Origin of the sequence: Ohtaekwangia sp. (assembly GCF_036786105.1) — a bacterium.
Taxonomy (GTDB): Bacteria; Bacteroidota; Bacteroidia; order Cytophagales; family Cyclobacteriaceae; genus Ohtaekwangia.
Genome location: NZ_DAIQRQ010000016.1, coordinates 68879 through 84306, shown reverse-complemented (window position 1 = coordinate 84306; position 15428 = coordinate 68879). Strand labels below are relative to the sequence as shown.

Annotated in this window: 12 protein-coding genes; 3 read left to right on the top strand and 9 right to left on the bottom strand. The window is 44.5% G+C overall.

Annotation, left to right across the window (positions count from 1 at the left end; translation table 11 throughout):
* Positions 1 to 172: 172 nt before the first annotated feature.
* Positions 173 to 463 carry a hypothetical protein gene (locus V7Q33_RS09820; protein WP_333819729.1) on the bottom strand — a complete coding sequence of 97 codons (291 nt, stop codon included), beginning with the start codon at positions 461 to 463 and terminating at the stop codon, positions 173 to 175.
* 184 nt (positions 464 to 647) lie between these two features.
* Complete coding sequence (gene ahcY / locus V7Q33_RS09815; protein WP_331977728.1) at positions 648 to 1955, bottom strand: adenosylhomocysteinase; 1308 nt, start codon at positions 1953 to 1955, stop codon at positions 648 to 650.
* A 158-nt stretch (positions 1956 to 2113) separates the two neighbouring features.
* Here ahcY and V7Q33_RS09810 point away from each other — a divergent pair, with 158 nt between their 5' ends.
* Positions 2114 to 2821 (top strand): DsbA family oxidoreductase, encoded by a 708-nt coding sequence (locus V7Q33_RS09810; protein WP_333819728.1) that lies wholly within the window; start codon positions 2114 to 2116, stop codon positions 2819 to 2821.
* Between the two features lie 144 nt (positions 2822 to 2965).
* On the opposite strand, the gene V7Q33_RS09805 is transcribed toward V7Q33_RS09810, so the two are convergent.
* Positions 2966 to 4219 (bottom strand): sialidase family protein, encoded by a 1254-nt coding sequence (locus V7Q33_RS09805; RefSeq protein WP_333819727.1) that lies wholly within the window; start codon positions 4217 to 4219, stop codon positions 2966 to 2968.
* Between the two features lie 311 nt (positions 4220 to 4530).
* On the opposite strand from V7Q33_RS09805, the gene V7Q33_RS09800 reads away from it, so the two are divergent.
* Both V7Q33_RS09800 and V7Q33_RS09795 read left to right on the top strand, forming a co-directional pair.
* The gene (locus V7Q33_RS09800) at positions 4531 to 5124 is read left to right on the top strand and encodes a hypothetical protein (protein ID WP_331977722.1); all 594 of its coding nucleotides are present in this window, start codon (positions 4531 to 4533) and stop codon (positions 5122 to 5124) included.
* 256 nt (positions 5125 to 5380) lie between these two features.
* Positions 5381 to 6130, top strand: a complete 750-nt coding sequence (locus V7Q33_RS09795; protein ID WP_331977720.1) for a hypothetical protein — start codon at positions 5381 to 5383, stop codon at positions 6128 to 6130.
* A 143-nt stretch (positions 6131 to 6273) separates the two neighbouring features.
* Here the strand turns inward: V7Q33_RS09795 and V7Q33_RS09790 are convergent, their stop codons facing one another.
* The 6 genes from V7Q33_RS09790 to V7Q33_RS09765 form a co-directional block, all read right to left on the bottom strand.
* On the bottom strand, positions 6274 to 7569 hold the full coding sequence (locus tag V7Q33_RS09790; protein ID WP_333819726.1) for a phenylacetate--CoA ligase family protein: 1296 nt from the start codon (positions 7567 to 7569) through the stop codon (positions 6274 to 6276).
* The gene (gene acpS, locus V7Q33_RS09785) at positions 7566 to 7940 is read right to left on the bottom strand and encodes a holo-ACP synthase (protein ID WP_333819725.1); all 375 of its coding nucleotides are present in this window, start codon (positions 7938 to 7940) and stop codon (positions 7566 to 7568) included. The genes V7Q33_RS09790 and acpS overlap by 4 nt, the downstream gene beginning before the upstream one ends.
* Complete coding sequence (locus V7Q33_RS09780; protein WP_333819724.1) at positions 7937 to 9595, bottom strand: C45 family peptidase; 1659 nt, start codon at positions 9593 to 9595, stop codon at positions 7937 to 7939. The genes acpS and V7Q33_RS09780 overlap by 4 nt, the downstream gene beginning before the upstream one ends.
* Entirely contained in the window at positions 9576 to 11096 is a 1521-nt protein-coding gene (locus tag V7Q33_RS09775) for a phytoene desaturase family protein (RefSeq protein ID WP_331977712.1), read from the bottom strand. Before V7Q33_RS09775 ends, V7Q33_RS09780 begins: the two co-directional genes overlap by 20 nt.
* A gap of 35 nt (positions 11097 to 11131) precedes the next feature.
* Positions 11132 to 15013 carry a 1-acyl-sn-glycerol-3-phosphate acyltransferase gene (locus V7Q33_RS09770; protein WP_333819723.1) on the bottom strand — a complete coding sequence of 1294 codons (3882 nt, stop codon included), beginning with the start codon at positions 15011 to 15013 and terminating at the stop codon, positions 11132 to 11134.
* A 79-nt stretch (positions 15014 to 15092) separates the two neighbouring features.
* Positions 15093 to 15428: a DUF2062 domain-containing protein gene (locus V7Q33_RS09765; RefSeq protein ID WP_331977708.1), complete on the bottom strand. Its 336-nt coding sequence runs from the start codon at positions 15426 to 15428 to the stop codon at positions 15093 to 15095.

Here is a 15428-nt window from a genome sequence, read left to right as displayed (position 1 = left end):
TTAGCAGTTACACGTTATTCGTTATCCGAAAAATCCTGCAGGAGCCTTTACATCTATCTGCGTATTCTGTCCCAATAGCTTCAGAATGGGGAAATTTAATCAATATCAGTCTATGAACGGTTAACGATTAACGTATAGCGATTAACGTGTAACAATTAACCTGTAACAGCTCCTAGTTCGTTGGCTCTTCCTTTACCTCGGGGCATTCTATCTTCCAATCTTTTGAAAGAGCAATGGTTCCTTCTTTAGCTTTCTTGATTACCTCATCGCGCTTCTTGCTGAACTTGCAGCCTATATCTACATAGCGGTACTTGGCTCCGTCTACCTTGAAGTTGAAATGACAGGTGTTGGATGCCTTGTGTGTTTTCATGCACGCAAACTCAATGTTCTCACCCTGTTCATCGCTTTTAAAGCCTGTAATAACAATGAATGATGCCAGGATGCCATATATAATTACTTTCATATTGTACAGTTTAAGTAAGCGTTCAAAGATAGCAAAGCAAACCGGAAGTCAATGCGCGGGAAGCCGCGCGTATAGGCGACTTATCGATGTCTTTTATAGGTTTGCATCTCCTCAGGTTGAATGTAATGCAACAAAAAAGCCCGCAGCGGAAACTGCAGGCCTTCTATATATACTTCTTCAATTCTTAGTACCTGTAATAATCCGGTTTGAACGGACCTTTTACTTCTACACCTATATATTTCGCCTGAGCATCGGAAAGAACATCGAGTTCCACACCAATTTTCTTCAGGTGAAGGTTAGCAACTTTTTCATCCAGGTGCTTGGGCAGCATATATACTTTGTTCTCATACTTATCGGCATGGTTCCAAAGTTCTATTTGCGCCAACGTCTGGTTCGTAAATGAATTAGACATTACGAAGGAAGGGTGGCCCATAGCGCAACCGAGGTTCACCAGGCGACCTTCTGCCAACAGAATTACCTGACGACCATTTTTCAAGGTATACAGATCAACTTGTGGTTTGATCTCGTCTTTCGTAGCGTTCTTATTCAACCATGCTACATCGATCTCATTATCGAAGTGACCAATGTTACATACAATGGTTTTATCTTTCATGCTTTCGAAATGACGATCTACCACGATGTTGAAGTTACCCGTAGCGGTAACTACGATGTCAGCTTCTTTTACAGCGTCATCCATCTTCTTCACAGCATAGCCGTCCATAGCAGCTTGCAGTGCGCAGATAGGATCGATCTCTGTTACGATTACACGGGCACCGGCACCACGCAGCGATGCTGCAGAACCTTTACCTACATCACCGTAGCCAGCTACTACCGCTACTTTACCAGCGATCATCACATCGGTTGCTCTGCGAATAGCATCCACGCAAGATTCTTTACAACCGTATTTGTTATCGAACTTTGATTTTGTTACCGAGTCGTTGATGTTAATAGCAGGCAACGGAAGTTTGCCGTTATTCATGCGCTCCACCAGGCGGTGTACGCCTGTAGTAGTTTCTTCGGATATACCACGTATACCAGCCACCAGTTCAGGATAACGATCCAATACCATATTGGTAAGATCGCCACCATCATCGAGGATCATATTCAAAGGCTTGCCATCCTGAAAGGCATACAGCGTCTGTTCAATACACCAGTCAAATTCCTTCTCGTTCATACCCTTCCAGGCATATACCGGAATACCGGCAGCAGCGATAGCAGCAGCAGCGTGATCCTGTGTAGAGAAGATATTACAGGAAGACCATGATACCTGAGCACCCAGCTCAACCAGTGTTTCAATCAACACGGCAGTCTGGATAGTCATGTGCAAACAGCCGGCGATGCGAGCATCCTTCAAAGGCTTCTGCTTTCCGAACTCCTCGCGGAGGGCCATCAGGCCGGGCATTTCAGCTTCTGCTAACTTGATTTCTTTACGTCCCCAGGCAGCCAGGGAAAGGTCTTTAACCTTGAATTTGAGTTTTTCGTCTACGGTCATTTTTGTATGATTTTCTTAACTGGAACCCAAAAGTACAATAAAGGTTTGACATTCACAGGCCTTAAGAAACAGAGATTAGCATGGGTGGCTTGCCCTTAAAACAACCTCCGAACTAATGATGCTATATTCCTGTTAGGCATTGAAACCTTAATAACGCAATGAACAAGCCATTAACAATACTGAACAAGCCTACGGTAAAAATCGATGTAGTATCAGATGTAGTCTGCCCGTGGTGCTATATTGGCAAACGCAGATTAGAAAAAGCTTTGAATGAACTGTCGTCCGAATACGATTTCGAAATAGAGTATCATCCATTTGAACTTAACCCGAACATGCCCGTCTCCGGCACTGACCAGCGGGCTTACCTCAGTGAAAAATTCGGGAGCGAAGATCGCTACGAGCAGATTACCGGCCACACAACACAGGTTGCCTCTGCAGAAGGTCTTGCCTTCAACTTCGATAAGCAAAAAGTATCTCCCAACACGCGCAAGGCTCACGCGATTGCACAGCTTGCTAAATTAAGAGGCTTGCAGTTGAATGTAATTGAGTCTTTGTTCAAAGCTTACTTTACAGACGGTGTTGATCTCTCCAGCGATGCAAATCTTATAGCACTGGCCGTACAAGCCGGAATCGACAAAGCTGAAGTAGAGAAAGTTTTATCCGATGAAGCAGCCCAGGTTCAGATAGCCTTGCATGAGCAGGAAATGTATAAACTAGGCATTAGCGGCGTGCCTTTCTATATCATCAATAACAAGTATGGTGTATCCGGAGCACAAGCCTCTGAAACATTTGTACAGGTATTAAAAGATGCAGGAAAAGAAATTGCAGCCGGCCAGGCTTGCGATGTTGACGGGAAAAATTGTTAACCGTTATCAGTTATCCGTTAATTGTTATACGTTATCAGTAATGTAAGGTGTTTCCACTTGATTACTATACCAAACCGGGCAGACTATCCGACTGTACATAAAATCGCTGGCAACCTGTAACGGATAACAATTAACAGGCAACGGCTATCGCTTACTCACTGGCTTCGCGCTGCCAGCAGGTATAAGCTCTTCCTGCTTGAGGGTTGCTGTGAGCAAAGTACCTTTGTCGCTATCATAGCGTGTCCAGGCTGCCGTGATCAGGCCTTTGTGAGCCGATATATAGCAGCTTGCAGCGGTAGGGTTGTTTGTTTTGAAAGATGACTCACTGATTTTAGTATTCTTGAATGTATTACCTCCATCAATCGAGTGTGCCAGGTATACATCTATACCATCTTCTTTATTCTGTGCAAAATATAAAATATAGATATAGCCTGTGGTATGGTCCACTGCCATCCAGGGATTATACTGATGTATACCCTGTACATCTTCGTTTACTTTTTGCAAGGTAGACCAGTTATCACCAAAGTTATGCGAGCGCAGAAACCACACATCACGATCATCTTGCAACCAGTCGCTCCACGTCATGTAGAGAGAACCATGACTCCCTTTTTTATTTTTGTCGATTAAAAACACCGGTGCTGTGAAGCAGCGGTTCGCTCCTTGTTCACCCTTGCATCTTTCCGATAGCCGTGCAATGGCTATATCATTCGTAAGCCATTGTTTTCCATTAAAAGAACGGTCGAGAAATATCTTGCTTTGATTAGCCCAGATGCAATACTCTTTTCCATCCGGGCTAATGGCTGCCATCGGCCCGAGGGCTGTGTTCTGATCATCATTACAATTTCCGGGCGTTTGCGATAGTTCACGCGGCTCCCCCCACTTCCGTCCGTTGGATGATTGCACGAGTTGTATGGTAGAAAGACAATTGGGATCTGCACTGGTATATTTATCGAATTGCGTATAGGTAACGTAGAGATTATTCTTGTCGTCAAACGTTACATTGGGGTTGATCTGATCTTTGGCAGATGCAGCATTGATAGCATTTCCTTCATCCCAATGCTGGCCGCCATCGTCTGAGGTATAGCACCAGATGCGGTTTACGCCCCCTTCGGTTGCCTGCAACAGGTAATAAACACCTCCTTTGCTATCGGATGCAAGAATAGCATTGCTACCTTCCTTAAACGTTATCGATGATTTCTGCCACGTGTTCCCGCCATCGGCAGAGAAGTATACTATATTTCCAATAGCGGCCGCTTGTATCTTGTTATCTCTCTGGCTAGCGGCAATGCTGGCGCGGGCATTCAAACCTTCAATTACACCAATGGTTATATTTTTAACCTGGGCAGCAGCCTGTGTATACAGCAGGCAAAAAATAAAAGCAGCAGTAGGCTTATTCATGGTAGAGCAAGTAGATCATAAAAGTAACGAAGCCCGATTAACTATAACAGCTTTCATGTATAAGATATTCGGGATTTCATCTACATCCGGCTGTGGTGGTTGTATAGGGCGTCTTCAATATCGTTATGAGGCATTGTTATAGGATGGTGTTTTGCATTCCACCCGAAGACTATCCGACTGGTTGGCTCTTCCGGATATTTAGCCGCCTGCCCTGTACGTTGCGAAGAAAATAACAATTATTTGACAGAAGATTTATTGTGATAAGCACAGAAGTTTTGCTTTCTTCATGGATTCAAAAAAATCTAACTGTTATGATGAAGAAAATTTTTACGATTTCTTTACTGGCCCTGTCACTAGCCGGGTACGCCCAGAAAATTAAAATCGTTGAAGGAAGCCTCGCCCCCTTAAAAGGCCAAAAGTCGGTGAACACGCAGTTTACTTATGACGACATGTTGATCGGCGGAAAAGGTATCCCTGAAAAGGAATACATCGAGAAGAGAAAAAAAGAACTTGATGAAAAAGAAGCTGGTCGTGGCAGTAAGTTCGAACAAGCCTGGTATGCAGATCGCAAAGAGCGCTTTGAGCCACAATTCCGCGAGTTGTTTGCCAAATACTCTGAGATGTCTTCTGTGGATGAGAAAGCTCAGTACACGATCATCTTCCACACTACCCGTACTGAGGTTGGGTTCAACGTAGGTGTTGCCAGCAAGCCTGCTTATATCGATGCAGAAGCAACAATAGTAGAAACTGCCAACCCTTCTAAAGTAATAGCGAAAATCACCATCATCAAAGCACTGGGCTATCAGGCTATGGGTATGGACTTCGAAACGGGTGTGCGCCTGCAGGAAGCTTATGCCAAGTCTGGCAAAGAGCTCGGCAAGCTTATCGCAAAAGAAACGAAATAAGATATATACTTATAATCCGGCCGTTTTAAGGGCAGCACCGTGGGGTGTTGCCCTTCTTTTTTCTGATGATTTTCCTCAATGTGGGTAATGTTTACACAGAAAAGCTGAATTGGCCTTTTCTTGCATTTAGCTGATTAAAGCCCGTACACGTATCGTCATCGCTATTAGATGCAGTTTATCCCTGATTCCGGAATCTTCGAAAAAGATTGTCCAAAAGTTTGAAAGGGGGATGAGCAGAAACTAAACAAATATGGCTATGATCAAAAGAATAGTATTTGCGCTACCCGTTATAGGTATGCTTTGGAGTTGTGGTACCAAAGAAAAGGAACAACTCCGGGCCCAGGTTGACTCTCTGCGTACTGAATTGCAAATGAGTCAGCAAACTGCAGCAACACTTGACGAAGTTGGTGCTCTGATCGATTCTATCGATGCAAGTCGTCAATTGCTCCGTACAGATGTGGTAGAAGGTACATCTTACAAAGACTATAAGAGCCGTTTGCAAGGCATTAACCGTCACATCAAGGAAACAGAAGCCAAGATTGCAGAACTTGAAAAAACTGTTAAAACTTCCAAGAATGCTTCTGCAGGTTACAATGCCACGATCAAGCGTTTGAAAAACGACCTCGAAGTAAGCACACAGCAAATTGCTTCCTTACAACAGGAAGTTGAAAAAATGCGTGGTGAAAACCAGCAACTGGCCAGCACTGTTTCACAACGCGATTCAACCATCGCACAACATGAAGGTGTGATCAAAATGCGCGAACAGGATGTTGCCAACCTCGAAAACAAAGTAATCGAGATCAACGCTCAGGCTAACAAAACCCAGGCAGATATGTACTATGCGCAGGCAGCCGCTCTGGAAACTGCAGCAGCACGTACCAAGTTTGCTCCCAAGAAAAAGAAAGAAACACAGCGTGAAGCTCTCGAGTTGTATAAGCTCTCCTTATCACTCGGAAAAACTGAAGCTCAGGCTAAAATTGATGAGTTAGAAAAAGTAGTAGGTTAGGTTAAATTTAATTGCTCAGACAGGTAGGTTAGAGTAGAGTTAAGGTGGCACCCAGGTGGGGTGGCACCTTTTCTTTTTTCCGTTATCCGTTATCAGTTACCGGTTAACCGTTAATGGGCTTTTCACCTGATAACGTGTAACAATTAACGGTTATCAATAAACTTCCTGATCTTGCGATCGATCTTTCCGAACTGAAGCTTCTCTAACTCCTGTGGTGTAGCAAAGTATATTTCCGGAACTACTCTGAGCCGGGACTGAAACACGGTTGACAATCGCTGGCGAATTTCATCCTTCATATCTTCACTCACTACTATATGTAATTTGAGTTCATCCGTTCCCAGTTCGCCGGTGGATGCTTCCACTACATAATCGCGAATGGACGACATATCGTTCAGCAACTCAAATACACCAGGCGGGTATATCGTTGTTCCTTTTAGTTTAATCAGTTGCTGCTTGCGCCCCAGCACAGGGCCAAGACGTTGCGTTGTTCTTCCACACGCACAAGGCCCGGTGTAAGCAACTGCTATATCTCCTGTTTTATAACGCAGTAAAGGCATGGCTTCTACACCCAGGGTTGTTATGGTAACTTCTCCGGCTTCACCCGGTTTTACAGGCATACCCTGTTCATCCAATACTTCGAGTATTAATAATTCCGGATGATGGTGACCACCTATACCCTGCGAGCATTCCGTGAAAGCTGTTTGCATTTCAGTGGAAGCATAGGTGCTATAAAGTTTAATATCCCACGCATCGGTTATTCGCTTACCGATTACATTCAGGTTGAATGCTTCGTTGCGCAGCCCCTCTCCTATACAGATCGCTTTCTTTACGGAGCTCATGTTAGGATCTATACCATTCTGACGCGCATATTCAATCAGCTTTACAATGAATGATGGCACGGCCACAAGTGTAGTAGGCTGCAGGCGTTGTATCGTTTCCCATTGCATGGCCGGCAACCCGGGACCAACCCGAACCAAGCCGGCACCCAGCTTCCGTATACCTTCATAGTAGGCTATACCCGCCATAAACTGACGATCGAGTGTCAACATAAGCTGGTATAGATCATCAGATGTACCATCGGCGCAGGCAAAAGATATACATTCATTGTAGGCAAGACGGTGAAGATCGTTATCGGTAAGTGGTATAGTTACCGGTTTACCCAGCGTGCCTGATGTACTGGCAAACTCTACAATCTTGCTCTTCGGCACACATAAAAAGTTCCAGTTAAATTGCTGCAGATCATCTTTTGTAGTGACAGGTATCTGCGTCAGGTCTTCCAGTTTCTTTACAGATGCTATTGCTATACCATGCTTTGCAAAATGCTGCTGGTAAAATGGCGAATGCTGCTGCAGGTACTGCAGTAATTCCTGCAGCTTCGTCTCCTGAAAGCTCTTTATCTCTTCTTTCGACTTTAATTCAATTTCCGGGATGTGTTTCATTGCTCAATAATAACTACTGCACACGCCATTTCCTTGACGTGCGAGAGTGATACATGTATTTTATTCCAATTGTTTAGTACTGCCTGCTCGCGAAAGTTACCGTGAAGTATAATTCCGGGCTTTCCCAGATCATCGGCCACCACTTCTATTTCATTCAGATCATGTCCGGCCAGCAATCCTTTACCGGTTGCTTTCAGAAAAGCTTCTTTCGCTGCAAAGCGTACCGCGTAGTGTTCTGCTTTATTCTTTTTTCCCTCGCAAAATGCGATCTCTGCCGCAGCAAATACTTTTTCCGTAAAACCATTGTTCCGGCTTACGCGCTCCTCTACACGCTCCACTTCTATAATATCGATGCCGGTGCCTACAATCATTTCAGGTTCTCCTCTGCGGTTTTCAGATTGCGCTCCATGTGCTCTTTCTCCTGCAGCGTTGCCACTTCTTTGGTAAGTCCTTGCCGATACGCTGCAACTGCTTCTTTGTATTGTTCGTGTTTCAGGTAATAATCTCCAGCCAGCATATAGGCGTGATACGATTCCGGATTCCACTTTACTATACTATCGGGCTGCAGATCAGCTCTCGGGTTGAACGGGAAACGATAGGAATGAAACTTACTATAGCTTTTATAGTCTGGTGTATTCAGGAAGGAATCGGCAGGTATGGCCAGCGATGCTTCGTATACCTCTTCGTTCTTCGTCATCTTCTTTGCAAACACTTTATTCAAATCATAACACACAAATTTACCCAGTTGCCAGGGGGCAGTTGATATCCATACAAGCTGTTTCTCCGGCTGAAAAATTATACCATGATGCGCCACCAACTGATTCACCAGTTTTTCATTCCCCATGCCTATATTCGCATTCCCTAATCCTTTTTGATTTCGCAGAATTGCAGCTGTTTTCAGTACGGAATTTTTGCCATTCTCTTTCAGCAATTCCTCTACACGTTTATACCGGTAAGGAGAAGCGCTGGTGCGCATGTGCTCTTTATTAAGTTCTGTTTGCCCTAATACCTTTCCCTGAAAGTGATTGGTGCTTATAATTTGGTCACCGCCGGACTCATAGAAATCAATACCATCCGGAGTTTTTTCAATGAGGGCTGCCCTCCCATCTTTGGCAGAGCCGATCAGGAAAGACTCTGCTACAAACATTTTATGCTTTTCTGCAATAGCATACGCTTCTTTGATCGTTGATGCATACTGTAATATCTCACGCGCTACCAATGAAACCGGCGTTGCAGAAGCCGAAGGTATATCTGATTTGGCAGCGTTGAGCGTTACGGTCAGGCCTGCCATATTCATTCCCGACAGCACACCGGTCATTCCGCCAAAAGTTACCATCATGAATTTATACCCTTTGTCAGGATTATAGAATGCAATGATCTTGTCGCGGGCGAAATCATCGCCTACGTAAAAATCAAAATTACGTCCGATGATCAGCGTACTGTCTTCCGATTGAGAATCCCAGGAAGCAAAAGATGTACACCCTACAAGCGACATATTCTGTAAAGCATGCCCTATATCATGTGCTGCATGATAATTGAGTATGCGCTGATACGGTGGGGCTATATCGTCAAACTCGTGCGATGCTGCTTGCGATATACCATATATCTCGAATTTATATTCATCGGATACGTGCTTGTCAAGATCGCGATTGAACCATCCTACAAAATATTTCAGGATGTTCAGGTAAAAATCAGAAGGCACGAGTTGATGAAGCTGGCCGGTAAATACTTCTTCCTGATACTGCACCAGGTCGTGTGTAAGCTTTCCATTTATAACCCCTCGTTCAAACGGTGTTCCCTCTACATAGAGTTCATACAATCCACTCTCGCTTTTTCGAAACCAGTTATTGCCGATGGTATATAATCCCGAATCCGGCTGTTCTACTTTAACATCGAGTATAGCCAGCGAAGTTGGTACGGGTGTATCTACCGTTGCTACACTGCGCACATACACCAGCAGGATAATGATGACCAGCACCAGCACGGCAACCATCCAGGCCAGTATCTTAGCTAACTTTTTGAGCATCTTTAATCTTTTGAATAAGGTTCTCCAATCCAATAAGCTGCGAACAGGTCATAATCGCGCTGATCGTTACACCCAGCACACCATGCATGTTTATATTTTGTCCTGTAAGCAACAGGTTGGGTATCTTGGTTTGTGGCGCTATAAATGTTTTCAGCGGTTCGCGGTAATCTTTTGCATAGCCGTATAGCGACCCATCATCTGTACCGATATAGTCGCGTGCCGAAAGTGGCGTGGCACAGGTATACGATTTGATTGAGTCCTTAAAGCCGGGGAATTGTCTTTCAACAAGATCGAACAACTTCTCGGCTTTCTCGCGCTTGAATGCCTCGTAGTCGTCACCACGGGTATCTTCATGCGACACCGTATTGAATGTATCTTTCCACTTGCTCACATCTTCCATTCGCATATACGACATGATGGTAACGCCTTCGGCAAAATCAGGAGAGCGCGAAGAAGGCGTAAAGAACAGCGCATACCCACGCGGCCAATTCTCCGCCGTATATTTATCACCACACCAGGCGTTCTCTTCCGCAAAGTAATAGTAATTACTGTTGATATAGGGAAGTGACTCTTTCTTCATCACCACATTGGCGTAGAACACGGAGATCGTACTCTCCAGACTTTTCAACCGGGTACGATAAGCATTCTTGATCATGTGACTCTCGGTCATTTCCACTGTTTTCAGTGGATGTACATTCGAGATAAAAGTCCTGGCATAGTAACGTGTTCCATCTTCAGCTTCTGCATATACGATCCTGCGATCTTCTTCCTTCAGCTTCACGATCTTCACATGCTTGATCACTTTACCATTGCGGGAAGTGATTTCCCGAGCGAGCAGCCGTGCGATCTGCGAACCTCCGTCTACAAACTTCCAGGAACTTTCAACATAGTGATTAACGATGAGTGCATGAACGAACAGCGGTGTTTTATAGGCATCGCCGGCATATAGTAAATTTGTTCCTGCGAGTACGGTCTGCAGCTTCTTGTTATCCGTTAGTGATTCAAGGTACATTTGCGTGTCAGTCTGATACGCTTTGGCAGAATCCGTATAGGAGCCCGCCTGTACATTGTATAGCGGAAAATTTTTACAGATATCCTGGATGGTCTCGCAGTAAGTACGAATGGCTTTCTCTTCATCCGGAAAATATTCCAGCATCTGACGGATGAAATTATCATAGCCTTGCGGGTATTTATAAACCGTTGGATCTTCTCCAAAGATCAATCCGTCTACAAAGTCCTCATCCATCTTGCGCAACTTCAGCTTATCCATGATACCGAAGTACTTGAAGAACTGGTAAAGGTTCTGCCCTTCGTTCAATCCACCAACATAATGTACACCCGTATCAAAAATTACTTTGTCGCGCGCAAAGGTTTGGAGCATACCTCCGATCTGTTTGTTCTTTTCCAGAACACAGACCGAGTACCCTTCCTTGGCCAGGATGGTACCACAGGCGAGTCCGCCCAATCCGCTACCAATAATAACTACATCATATTCGTGCATCGTATATCTATTCGTCTATACAAACAAAAACAATTTCACCTTCCCGGGGGTAAATTATCAATAGCTACTACCTGCTCCGTATGGACAGTTTTCCGGATCACAAAAATAACATTGGAAGTAAACTTTGTAACATCTACCTCATCTACTTTCATTCCATAATCCGCAGCTAATTGCCGCAATTTCTTACCTGAAATAAAATTGAGTGCGTTTTCAGACTTATTGAACTTCATCACCCTGATGGAGAAAAACTCCGTAAGCTGTGTTCCTTTATGTCGTTCCCGGAGATCTGCATCGCCATCGCGGATAATGATCATACCACCCGGGTTCAACGCTTTAAAACATTTGGTCAGCAAAGCATCCTGTTTATCAACCGAAAGGTAATGTAACACATCACTAACGATAATAACATCATAACCTTCTACAGGAAACGTTGTGGCATCGCCACAGAAAAACCGGAGTCGTGATGTTTTCAGATAACCATAATTTGCTGTAGTAATCTTATGCTCATCGTAATCCACACCGGTAATGGTTCGCTCTTCCGACAGAAACTGCAGCATATAGCACAGAAACCCATAACCACAGCCGAGGTCCAGTATATTGGCCTTTTTCGGAATGAGCTGCTCAAAAGGCGTATAATTCTTTTCCAGGCGAAGCTTCACCCGCATATACCACTCCAGTACAGGCCCCTTGTATATATAGTTTGTGATCAGTCGCTTTACGAAGTAATCCGGAGTTTCTATTTCGTGTGCCAGCGATCTATACTCTTCTTTGAAATATCGGCTGATTTCTTTTGTGCGTTGTGAATATTTCTCCCCAAAACGAAAATCGTTTGCTTCAATGGCCGGCAAAAACTTCAGGGTAAGCTGTCCTTCGTTCAGTATAAAGCTTCCTTTCGGTATAGCATCACCAGCTCCATGAATCAACAATGGACGAATGGGAATCTGAAATGTTTCTGCCAAATAAAATGCACCTTTATGGAATCGCTTCATTTTGCCATCAGGCGAACGCGAGCCTTCGGGAAATACTACAATGGAATATCCTTCCTCCACACGGTCTTTGAGGCGATCAACACTATCTTCTGCACCTTCGCTCACCGGGTAATAATCCGCCAGGCGAACAACACCTCCGAAGATTGGTGAATCCCACACCCACTGGTTGGTTAACAATATAAGCTTCGGATGAAGCATCACGGTGAGTAATATATCCAGGAACGAAGCATGATTCGCGATGATTACGCTGGGGCGTGAAAACGTTTCATCAGTCTTCCCTATAATTCTCTTTTTTACATTCGGTTCTACATAAATCACGAACCACGCGCAAGCACGCAACAACGAATGATAGAATAATTTAATCCGTGCCCTTCCTACGGGGATGATCTTCAACAGTGAGCCGACCAGGGTAAGCAGTATGGCCCCAAGCACAAAAAATCCATACGTAAAGAATGTACGGAAGAAACTGAGGAATGTAACCGGTGTATACCCTTTCGCTGTACGGTTGGTAATTAATACACGGAACAAGAAAGGCATGATGGTTTGTGCCATCACAAATACACAGACTATACCGATTATTGATATAGCAGCAATGGATTTCAATGCGGGATGTTTTGCAAAGATGAGCACACCTAAACCGCAGATTGTAGTGATGGCGGAGAGAAAGATAGACGTTCGGATGGTGGGCAATACTTTCTTGTTTGCCCGGTACTCCTGCTGCAAGCCATCCATGGTAAAGATCGAGTAATCATCTCCCAAGCCGAAGATGAACGTGGAGACCATCACATTGATGATATTAAACTCAATACCAACCAACGCCATTATACCCAATATCCATATCCAGGTAATGAGCATGGGCACAAACGTGATCAGCGTAAGCTCAATGCGCCCATACGAAATGAGCAGTGCCATAAACACCAGCAGCGATGTGAACGTAACGATGAAATTAAAATCGCTGTGTATATATTCTACAAACAGGTTCGTCATCATTTGCCGATCCACACCATGAGCAGGTGTTTTGGCAAGTTGCTGGTATACCGCTGTTTTATTTTCAGGCTTTACGTTTGCCAGTGTTATTACCGTAGCAATGCCTTCTTTCTCGATAATGAAATCATCGAAAAATGCGGCCCGCAATGATTGTGTTTCTTCGGGCAACGCGGGTTTGAACTGCCGTGTAATAAGGGTATCAAAATTTTGCAGTACGCGTGGCGAAAAACGCAGCTTCTCTCCTTCTTCATAAACAACTTTATGCAACGCCTGTTTTAGCTCCGGAGTCCAGAATGCATTCCACCGCGCAATGCGCTGCTGCTGCAGGGAATCGGAAATGAGGAAAGATGAAACCGATGATACTTTCGTTACAAGCGCCACCGACTTCAAAGCATTTAACACGGGTATAGCCTGTTCGTTCTTGCGCAATGCGGATTCCAGTGTTTTTCCATCCGACACTATGTATACCGCGGTGAGCGATGACTTGGTAATTGTCTCCAGGCGTTGCTGCGCTTGTTGTGTTTCTGCCGTCATGAAGTTCAGTTTACTCATATCTGAGTTAAACTGCACGCGGCCGGCAAAGTAAAAGAACACCGGTGTCAGTATAAATATACCGTACACTATATACTTGTTCGATTCGAACGAAAATGATGTTATGCGCTCGATGCGCGTTGCAGCGGGTTGATTTACAAAAATATCTTCTCTTACCAGGTGAGGTAAAAATATCAGCGAGCACAGCGCTGCGCCCACCAGGCTTAAACCGGCAAATAAACCTATATCTCCCAACACGGTAGCATTGGTAAATCGCAGACACAAAAATGCCAGTACGGTAGTAGTACTGCCGATCGTTAAAGGTTTGGCCAGTTCTTCGATCACAAGCTTCGCACTGTGCTCGTGTTTCAGAATGGTGAGGTAGTGCAGCGAATAGTTTATCGCTATACCCAGCACAATAGCGCCCACTGCCAGCGCCAGTATAGAAAGCGTGCCTTGCAGTAAGGCGATCCACGCCAATGAGAATAGTGCTCCGAACAATACGGGCACCATCATCAGCAAGGGAACACGCTTCTTGCGGAAGAAGCCTAGTATTACCACCATGAGCAACACCAGCATGATGCTAACGGTAATAATGGTATCGCTACGTAACTGCTGTGCATTGCCAACAGCCACAATAGATGCTCCAAAGTAAGAAGCTATTACCGGACTGCCCACAGACGATGTTTTATTTACTATATTTTGAAGACCTGCTACAAACTCTGAGTTATGCTTCGTTTCCGCCGGAGGGTATGCGGGCTGCAGGAAAAATAATATATGACGGTGGTCTCTGGTGATGATATAGTTATCGTACAACTCAAAGTTTTCATCGTATTGAAGCTGTTGTAATTTCTTTAACGCCAGAAACGAAAACCCAAGGGGATCCTGCACAATGATGCGCTTGGTAACAATGCCAGAGGGAGATATAAGTTGCTGGTAGTTGCGTTGCAACACTTCGCGTGCTACTTCAGGGCGCGTGATCGAATCGAGCTGCTTATAGTCTTTTTCATCCAGGTATACAGGCAGAGTTTGTTGTATGGCCTGAAAGACTTCCATTACCTTCTGATCATCTACCTTCGCCGCGATCTTTTTCACGAATGGTTTCAACTCCGATTCGATATGCGCTACAAGTGTATCGGCCTTCGCTACGAGGCTGTCGGGTTGCGGCTGGGTGGTACTGTCTTTCATCGATACCATCACCACCACGCGCTCTACAAATTTGGAGTTACGAAATATATAGTTCAGCTTCTCCACACGTGCATCATCCGGGAAAAATTTGGTAATGTCTTCTTCCAGTTCAATGCGTGACGCACCCCATCCGATCAATGCCAGCGTACTGACAAAGACTACCCAGAAGACGGGCTTCCGTCTATTGAAAAAATTATAAATGCCTATAAATAACTGCTCCATACTTTGTTCACCGGCATTTCTTACAAACCGGTGAGTATCTATATCGTGGTTCTATCGCTTTTCAGATTCATAAAATAAATCAGTTTGTACGCTTTCCAAAAATCTTCAGCAACACATAGGTCAGTAAACCGAATCCTATACCTGCTGCAATAGAAAGCGTTATACCTCCCACTACGTATTGCACAAAATTATTATGCATCATGCCCAACGTAATATCGGTTGTAAAGGAAATCTCTTTGGCATGATCGCCCATCCAGATAGCCCCGGTACGATGGCTCAAAAAAAGTATAAGCGGTATCATGGGTGGTATACTGATGTTGGCTGCAATAACAACCAATGCCTTGTTGAGCTTAAAAGCAAATGCCAGTGCAATGGCTATCACCAGTTGAAATCCCCAGAGCGGCACAATGCCCAT

What these genes read in the sequence shown, in the direction of transcription:
- V7Q33_RS09820 (WP_333819729.1), bottom strand. Translation starts at nt 463, where the DNA reads ATGAAAGTAATTATATATGGCATCCTGGCATCATTCATTGTTATTACA.
- ahcY (WP_331977728.1), bottom strand. Translation starts at nt 1,955, where the DNA reads ATGACCGTAGACGAAAAACTCAAATTCAAGGTTAAAGACCTTTCCCTG.
- V7Q33_RS09810 (WP_333819728.1), top strand. Translation starts at nt 2,114, where the DNA reads ATGAACAAGCCATTAACAATACTGAACAAGCCTACGGTAAAAATCGAT.
- V7Q33_RS09805 (WP_333819727.1), bottom strand. Translation starts at nt 4,219, where the DNA reads ATGAATAAGCCTACTGCTGCTTTTATTTTTTGCCTGCTGTATACACAG.
- V7Q33_RS09800 (WP_331977722.1), top strand. Translation starts at nt 4,531, where the DNA reads ATGATGAAGAAAATTTTTACGATTTCTTTACTGGCCCTGTCACTAGCC.
- V7Q33_RS09795 (WP_331977720.1), top strand. Translation starts at nt 5,381, where the DNA reads ATGATCAAAAGAATAGTATTTGCGCTACCCGTTATAGGTATGCTTTGG.
- V7Q33_RS09790 (WP_333819726.1), bottom strand. Translation starts at nt 7,569, where the DNA reads ATGAAACACATCCCGGAAATTGAATTAAAGTCGAAAGAAGAGATAAAG.
- acpS (WP_333819725.1), bottom strand. Translation starts at nt 7,940, where the DNA reads ATGATTGTAGGCACCGGCATCGATATTATAGAAGTGGAGCGTGTAGAG.
- V7Q33_RS09780 (WP_333819724.1), bottom strand. Translation starts at nt 9,595, where the DNA reads ATGCTCAAAAAGTTAGCTAAGATACTGGCCTGGATGGTTGCCGTGCTG.
- V7Q33_RS09775 (WP_331977712.1), bottom strand. Translation starts at nt 11,096, where the DNA reads ATGCACGAATATGATGTAGTTATTATTGGTAGCGGATTGGGCGGACTC.
- V7Q33_RS09770 (WP_333819723.1), bottom strand. Translation starts at nt 15,013, where the DNA reads ATGGAGCAGTTATTTATAGGCATTTATAATTTTTTCAATAGACGGAAG.
- V7Q33_RS09765 (WP_331977708.1), bottom strand. Translation starts at nt 15,428, where the DNA reads ATGGGCATTGTGCCGCTCTGGGGATTTCAACTGGTGATAGCCATTGCA.